Source organism: Nostoc sp., from assembly GCF_041747015.1.
Lineage (GTDB): Bacteria > Cyanobacteriota > Cyanobacteriia > Cyanobacteriales > Nostocaceae > Nostoc.
Map to the genome: position 1 here is coordinate 1 of NZ_JBGTFY010000122.1, position 6,858 is coordinate 6,858.

A 6,858-nucleotide genomic window follows, 5' to 3' on the forward strand; every position below is an offset into this window, starting at 1 on the left:
TCCCAATTTGCCCGGCGCTCGCCGACGAAAGTGCAAGGTTTTTGAACCTCTGGATGCTATAGTCTTGCACTTGCTTGGTGAAAAAATGCTCAAAACCCTTACCTAGACTATGTTTCACTTTTGTTCAGCAAGCCCTAGCTAGTTCTTTGTTTTTGGAGGTTTTATCAGAGACAGACGCACTCTTATTACTAGCTCAATTCATTGGAGAAGAAAAGCAAAACCAAGAATTAGCACTTGCTAAAGAACTTTGTCAGCGTTTGGGCTATTTGCCCCTAGCTTTGCAATTAGTTGGCAGGTATGTAAAGAAACGCAACATAATTTTAGCTGATATGCTAAAACGGTTGGAGGAAAAAGGGTTAGGACATCCTTCGTTAGTCGTGAAGGAAAATGACCCCACTTGGACTTTAAACGTAAAAAATGGAGTAGCGGCGGCTTTTGAGTTGAGTTGGTCAGAATTAAGTGATGATGCCCAACAATTAGGATGTTTACTCAGTTTATTTGCTTTGGCTCCAATTCCTTGGTCGTTGGTGGAACGTGCTGCAACAGAGCAAGCTTCTGAAGAATTAGAAGATGCCAGAGTTGAATTAGAAAATTTGCACCTTTTACAGGGTGGAGATACTTATCAATTACATCAACTAATTCAAGAATTTCTGAGAAATAAGCAAAATAATTTAGTTAATGCGGACGAACAAAAAGATAACTTTTGTAAAGTTTTCGTAGAAGTGGCACAGAGTATTCGCTCTTCACCAACTCTACAGTTAATTACAAGTGTCAAAGATGCGATCGCACATTTAGCAGAGATAGCACAAAATCTGACTGATGCAGTCAGTGATGAAAATTTAATTTGGGTTTTTGGGGGATTACATAGATTTTATTCTGGACAGGGATTATATGCGATCGCAGAACCCTGGTGTCAGCAATGTGTATCAGTAGTACAAACCCGCTTGGGAGAAGAGCATCCCGATGTCGCCACCAGTTACAACAACCTGGCTTTTCTCTACTATTCCCAAGGACGGTACAGCAAAGCGGAACCACTGTATAAAAAAGCATTAAAACTCATGCAACGGCTGCTGGGAGAAGAGCATCCCGATGTCGCCTCCAGTTACAACAACCTGGCAGCACTCTACAATTCCCAAGGACGGTACAGCGAAGCAGAACCACTGTATAAAAAAGCATTATCAATTGCTGAACTTAGCTTAGGAGTAGATCATCCCAATACAGCCACTATCCGCGAAAATCTGAAATTGTTGGGCGATAATTATACTTAATGCTAGTGTAGTAAAAAAATTATAAATTATCTGTTCCTTTGATGAAACCGCGATCGCCTCCTCCACATTAGAAAAGCGATCGCTCTCTCAAGTCGATTGATTTTATTTTGACCGGCGATCGCTCTCTCAAGTCGATTGATTTTATTTTGACCTGCGATCGCTCTCTCAAGATTTTATTTTGACCTGCGATCGCCAATGACAATCAAAAAAAGGAATGAAAAGGATCTGACCTTCATATTTGCTAGGCTGACTGCAACACGCAAGTCGCCAAATCAGCGCAGATGGGTGTGCGATCGCCGCAATATCGGCGTTGCTGAATAAAGGCAAGTCCCAAAATTCACATTGAGTCAAGATGCTAAATTGAAAAAACTCCGTTACTGGAATGTCAGTAACGGGTTCTATGTTAACTAGCTTGATTAATACGCCGTTTTAACTCAGCCTCTAATTGTTCTGGAGTGCTGACCACTACCCCCGGTTTCGCTCTCATGATGCTGAGGTAATGCTGAAATGCCTCCTCATCCTGGGGGTTTGATATCACATATTGTCTTAATTCTTGCTCATTAAGAGTTAAATAGTTTGTCATCGGATAATGTTCTCCCCATTACTAAGAATTTCTACTTGGATGGTTTCGCCTATCAAAATCACGATTCGGCTTGTCCTCTCATCAAATCTAACCAATGCTATATCTCTAAACAAATTACTAGCCCGAACGCAAAAGTCAAAGAATGCTTTAAGTTGTTCGATGGTCGGTTCCATACCTTTTACCATTGAATAAAATTAAATCGGTTCATTTGTGACAAGTTAGGATAACATTGCTTTTGTCAATTATAAATTCCGCTGAAAAGACTGATAGCGATCGCGCAAACGCACTAAAATTTAAGAAACCATCATGATGGGTACTGACATGGTATCGATCCCAATTACTTTGGAACAACTCATTACGGCGGTACAACAATTGCAGCCAGACGAACGAGCAAAAGTCGCTAGAGCCTTGATTCAAATAGATTTACGTTCAGATTTGACGGCTTTAATTCAAGAACTTTATGCCGAACCCCCCGTGAATGAGATTACAGACGATGAAATCAGGGCTGAAATAAAAGCTGTGCGTCAGCAATCCCAGCAGGTATGATGTTGCGAGTGGTCATCGACACCAACATCTGGATTCGCATTTTGCTGAAAGGGCGAGTTACATTGCCGATTTTGGCAGCATTTAATGAGGATAAATTCCAGTTGGTAATGAGTCAACCCCTCATGGAAGAACTCCATCTTGTTTGGAATCGCCCCCGTTTAAGAGAGCGGATTGACTCTAGTCAGGCGATTCGCTTAGAACAACAGTTACAGTACCGCGCCTTATGGGTTGAGTTGAAAACTGTTCCGCCTAATTGTCGAGATCCCAAAGATTTACCTGTGTTGGCTACAGCGATTGATGGCAAAGCGGGGATTATCGTATCTGGAGATGATGACTTGCGGGCTGATGATGATTTGAGAGGGGTAATGGCAAGCTATGGCATTCAGTTATTGGGTGTTCATTCTTTCCTGAAATATCTAGATGAAGGTGATTGATAAAGGATGCTTTCCCCGATCGCTCTCTCAAGTCGATTTTATTTTGAACCGCGATCGCTATTACAATCAAGAAAAGGGAATGAAAAGGATCTGACCTTCATATTCACCAAACTTACTGCAACGAACGAATAAATATAAGTCGTCAATGACCTGTCCGATGGGAGCCGTTGCAATAACTTCAACAACTCCAGGCATAGACAAACCTTTGTTGATTCGCTCATAAGCATGGACAGTAATCGTTGCTATATCATGGGTAAGCAAGATGCGTTCTTCATTGGCTGCCCACTCTAAAATAGTGGAATCATCAGTATGGATTAGACCTACATCTTGGACACGAACAATATCCAATCCAGGTAAACGTCTGATCAAGCCCCGCAATATCGAGCCATTGAAGTTCTCATCAGTCAATAGACGCACTGGCTATAATTCTCCTTGAGGCTGATAGCGATCGCGCAAGCGCTGCCTAAGATTAGCTAAATTATACTGCTGGACAAATTGATTTCGCTGTTGTTGAGCTTTTTTGCGACGCTGCTCTAGGTAATTGTCGATTTCTTGGACATGGGTGAGATAGTATGCGATCGCTGCGTATATCTCCCCTAAACAGAGAACGGGATACTGAACAGCAATTTCTTCAGGTGTAGAGCCGTTATGGTATGTTGCTAGTAAGCTATCAAGAGTAACGCGGCTTTGACCGATGCGAATACCTCCAGCTTCATCCCAACGAAAGGGCGGAGCGCTAACCTGAAATTTGATTTGAACGCTCATGGGGGCAATTCTTGGATTTGTGGTATTTCTGTCTTCAGTTTACAATACTCAGTCCCTGGGCTTAGAGTAACCCCGATCGCTCCCTAAAACAAGAACGCGATCGCCTTTTGACCGACTTCCCAAAATACGTTGAAGTTTTCATCAGTCAATAGACGCCCTGGCTATAATTCTCCTTGGGACTGATAGCGATCACGCAAACGCACTAAAATTTAAGAAACCATAGCAATCCCAGCAGGTCTGATGGAGATGTCACCTCAACCCAGCTTACGACAAAGGTGATCGCGCCCAAAAATATTATAAATATAATTCAACTACAAATATTTGCTAACTGTGCGATCGCTCTCTGCCTCACTTAACAGTCCCTACAGCAACTTCACAAAACCTGCTTGTTCAAAGTGGCCATCGCTCGTAAATGCCTGAGTTATCTGCTCACTCAGCATGACAACAAAACTGGTGCAATCGGTTAACCCCCAGTTTTTATCTAAACGTTGACTGTAAAGAAGCCAACCATTCGCTAGCAAATCCTCACTAAGAGGAATAATTCGTAAAATCGGGGCTTGTCTTAAACCGTTAATGAACTTGATAGTATTTAACCGCAAGTTTGGAGCGGTAAGGGCATCCGCTACTTCCAGTAGCACAAACTCAGTGGTAACTAATCTTGCCTTTTGGTTCAGCAAATCACCCATAATCTGGGTTGCCCGATCATGAAACTCGTCATCCATATTAGCCAGTGCAATCCATGCTGCTGTGTCGATAAAAACTTGCACTAAACCTCATCTTTATGTTTGGATGTGCCGTACAAATAATGGTCATGTTGGTGGGCTAAATCACCAATGCCAGTATGAACCTGACAGTCATTTAAAAGTTGAGCAAAATCACCCCAGGCTGAATCTTCAATCGGTGGTTCATTTCCTTCTTGCAGGAATACAATCATCACTTTTTGTCCATTGCGTCCAGCAATTGGCTTGTCAGGGCAAACTACACCCTCTTGAAATGTTCCTTCTACAGCTAACATGGCGACTTTCTCCGTCCTCTTTTCTCAATAATTGTCGCCTAAAAATTTAAATCGTGAGTAGACCATTACAAACTGAAAGTATCCTCCGCCTCTTCTGCCCCATGCCCATACTCAATTCAACGGTTCCATAATGGCTCTTAAACCGTTGCTAGAGAGTGTTTTGAGCATTTCTTTAGCGTTATATTCACTGCTAAATACTCCTGCTTGCATAACTCTTTGACCTTGCCAAACAGTGGGAAACGCACCAGGAGCAAGCGATCGCACTAAATCTTGATCTTTATCAGTGAAGAGTGGAACTACTACACGATAAAGTATACCGAACTGTGTCGCAGAGTTACCCCCATAAGGGATACTTGCAGAAATTGTTTGGATATTGGGAGTATTACTAATGGGAATATTGTGATTAGGAAGTGGTAAAAGTCCTGAAGCACTCCGGGTAGAAGTTTCTAGTATTGGTGATGGCTGCTGTCTTTGATTCCTCATACTTGGAACTGATGCTTGGGCTATTGAATTAGATGGATACTGAGAAGCAGTCAACTCAATCGTATTGGGATCGATCCGCACATAATTTAACTGCGGCGGATCAGACGACTCTGGTGGATTGGGAGTTGATATTTGTCTATCTGACAAGCTGCTAGGAGTAGGAAAACCAGCAACTTTAGAGGTGGCTTGCTGTTGATTGGATATAGGCGGGGAAAGTGGTATATTAACTGGCAACAATGGCAGCAGTTGACTGTTTAATTGTGCAGGAACAGGATTATTTGCAGAAATGCTGTTGTTAGTTTGTTCATTGGTAGTTTCAGCAACTCCAGGAGCCGAGAAGGTGATTTCACCATTCGCTGGTATTTCTCGTAACACATTGTTGGGGACAGGGACAGATTGAGAAGTTTGGGCTGCTAATGCTGTTATACCGTTGATATCTATTTTGCCAGTGATGCGATCGCTCATAAGGTTATTACCAGCAGCAGAAATCATCTGTTTAGCAGCGCTGGCGTTAATGTCGTAGCGAGCATTATTTTGAAATTGATTACCCCCAGGTTCAGATGCACTACCCAAATCTGGCATTGCTTGAGCGATCGCCACTAAACCATCTTCTTTATTATTTTGAATAGAATTATTCCGCAAAATCGGGCGGGCACTTGCTTGCACCACAATCCCCGATCTATTGTTCTGAATTTGATTGCCGATGATTACAGGAGCGGCATTTTGGGCAATATTGATGCCAAAACCCGTTTCGTGAAAGACATTTTCCTTCACTTGGGCACGGGAGTTACCAGCAATTGTGATCCCATTGGCTCCATTGCGATCAAAGTAATTTTTGCTAATGGTGGGTGCAGCGTTACCACTTACGGAAATCCCATCTTGAGTACTGCCTGTAAAAGTATTTTCTGCAACTACCGGATTGCTAGATTCAATCCATAAACCATAACCACGGGGGTTCCGGTTCGTCACTGTCACACCAGTGAGCAAGGCTTGGTTTGCTCCAACAATTGTGACATTTTGACCAGCAAAGCTCCGACTCAGGTAATCACCACCTCCCTGAATGATAATGTCCTTACCTTGATTGCTAGGGTTGCCTTGAATTGAAACACCCGGTTTCAGCATTAAAGGGAAAATCTCTCCTGTGTCGGCGTTGTAAGTGCCGGTGGAGAGGATAATTACAGTATTGGCGATCGCTAATCGCAACGCTTGGGTAATAGTTTTCACAGGAGCGGATTCGCTGCCATTACCTGCACTGTCATCTCCAACACTTGAGTTGACAAACAGCACGTTAACCTGAGAAATTGTTTTCTCACCCACAGGCATCAAATCTGGTGTTGATGGAATCTGAGCGATGCCTTCTCTACGAGAGGCTTCTCTTTCTGAGACGCTAACGGCGAGCTTCTCTACCAGACGCTCCGCGAACGCTAACGCACTGCCAAAACTAGTACCCAGGAACGCCATACTTACGGTAAAAGATAATACTGATAAACGAAAAAATAAAAGCCTTCCTGATTCCAGAAACTTAGGCTTTGCAGGCGTAATATCTACTCTACGGTACTTAGTAAATACAATAGGGAGAATCATCTTTAACACAACTCCTTAGAAGTTACAATAAATTCTTATACTCTTAGAGGATGTTTGAAAAGTCGGAAAGGGTGTAAAAAAGCTCTCTCAGTATAAGCTGTGAATAGATAATAGACAGCACCGAGAGAGTAACATGAGTAAAGCATACCCCAGCAACCTGACCCGCGCCCAATATGAATT

Annotated in this window: 11 protein-coding genes; 4 read left to right on the forward strand and 7 right to left on the reverse strand. The window is 42.7% G+C overall.

Annotation, left to right across the window (positions count from 1 at the left end; translation table 11 throughout):
- Nucleotides 1-77: 77 nt before the first annotated feature.
- The gene (locus ACEW80_RS09130; protein WP_373526279.1) at nucleotides 78-1,268 is read left to right on the forward strand and encodes a tetratricopeptide repeat protein; all 1,191 of its coding nucleotides are present in this window, start codon (nucleotides 78-80) and stop codon (nucleotides 1,266-1,268) included.
- A gap of 195 nt (nucleotides 1,269-1,463) precedes the next feature.
- Complete coding sequence (locus ACEW80_RS09135; protein WP_334951200.1) at nucleotides 1,464-1,589, forward strand: hypothetical protein; 126 nt, start codon at nucleotides 1,464-1,466, stop codon at nucleotides 1,587-1,589.
- 82 nt (nucleotides 1,590-1,671) lie between these two features.
- On the opposite strand, the gene ACEW80_RS09140 is transcribed toward ACEW80_RS09135, so the two are convergent.
- Together ACEW80_RS09140 and ACEW80_RS09145 are read right to left on the reverse strand one after the other, a co-directional pair.
- On the reverse strand, nucleotides 1,672-1,851 hold the full coding sequence (locus ACEW80_RS09140; protein ID WP_373526280.1) for a hypothetical protein: 180 nt from the start codon (nucleotides 1,849-1,851) through the stop codon (nucleotides 1,672-1,674).
- On the reverse strand, nucleotides 1,848-2,024 hold the full coding sequence (locus ACEW80_RS09145) for a hypothetical protein (RefSeq protein ID WP_229546149.1): 177 nt from the start codon (nucleotides 2,022-2,024) through the stop codon (nucleotides 1,848-1,850). The genes ACEW80_RS09140 and ACEW80_RS09145 overlap by 4 nt, the downstream gene beginning before the upstream one ends.
- A 148-nt stretch (nucleotides 2,025-2,172) precedes the next feature.
- Between ACEW80_RS09145 and ACEW80_RS09150 the strand changes: the two genes are divergently transcribed.
- Nucleotides 2,173-2,397, forward strand: a complete 225-nt coding sequence (locus tag ACEW80_RS09150) for a hypothetical protein (protein ID WP_229484255.1) — start codon at nucleotides 2,173-2,175, stop codon at nucleotides 2,395-2,397.
- Nucleotides 2,394-2,831: a putative toxin-antitoxin system toxin component, PIN family gene (locus ACEW80_RS09155; protein WP_373526281.1), complete on the forward strand. Its 438-nt coding sequence runs from the start codon at nucleotides 2,394-2,396 to the stop codon at nucleotides 2,829-2,831. Before ACEW80_RS09150 ends, ACEW80_RS09155 begins: the two co-directional genes overlap by 4 nt.
- A 66-nt stretch (nucleotides 2,832-2,897) precedes the next feature.
- On the opposite strand, the gene ACEW80_RS09160 is transcribed toward ACEW80_RS09155, so the two are convergent.
- The 5 genes from ACEW80_RS09160 to ACEW80_RS09180 form a co-directional block, all read right to left on the reverse strand.
- Nucleotides 2,898-3,248, reverse strand: coding sequence for a DUF5615 family PIN-like protein (locus ACEW80_RS09160; protein WP_322718035.1), 351 nt, complete (start codon nucleotides 3,246-3,248; stop codon nucleotides 2,898-2,900).
- Nucleotides 3,249-3,251: 3 nt separating this feature from the next.
- Nucleotides 3,252-3,596, reverse strand: coding sequence for a DUF433 domain-containing protein (locus tag ACEW80_RS09165; protein WP_373526282.1), 345 nt, complete (start codon nucleotides 3,594-3,596; stop codon nucleotides 3,252-3,254).
- A 362-nt stretch (nucleotides 3,597-3,958) separates the two neighbouring features.
- Nucleotides 3,959-4,363 carry a type II toxin-antitoxin system VapC family toxin gene (locus ACEW80_RS09170; protein WP_373526283.1) on the reverse strand — a complete coding sequence of 135 codons (405 nt, stop codon included), beginning with the start codon at nucleotides 4,361-4,363 and terminating at the stop codon, nucleotides 3,959-3,961.
- Nucleotides 4,363-4,611 (reverse strand): hypothetical protein, encoded by a 249-nt coding sequence (locus ACEW80_RS09175; RefSeq protein WP_335005086.1) that lies wholly within the window; start codon nucleotides 4,609-4,611, stop codon nucleotides 4,363-4,365. The genes ACEW80_RS09170 and ACEW80_RS09175 overlap by 1 nt, the downstream gene beginning before the upstream one ends.
- A gap of 111 nt (nucleotides 4,612-4,722) precedes the next feature.
- On the reverse strand, nucleotides 4,723-6,678 hold the full coding sequence (locus ACEW80_RS09180) for a DUF1565 domain-containing protein (protein WP_373526284.1): 1,956 nt from the start codon (nucleotides 6,676-6,678) through the stop codon (nucleotides 4,723-4,725).
- Between the last annotated feature and the right edge of the window lie 180 nt (nucleotides 6,679-6,858).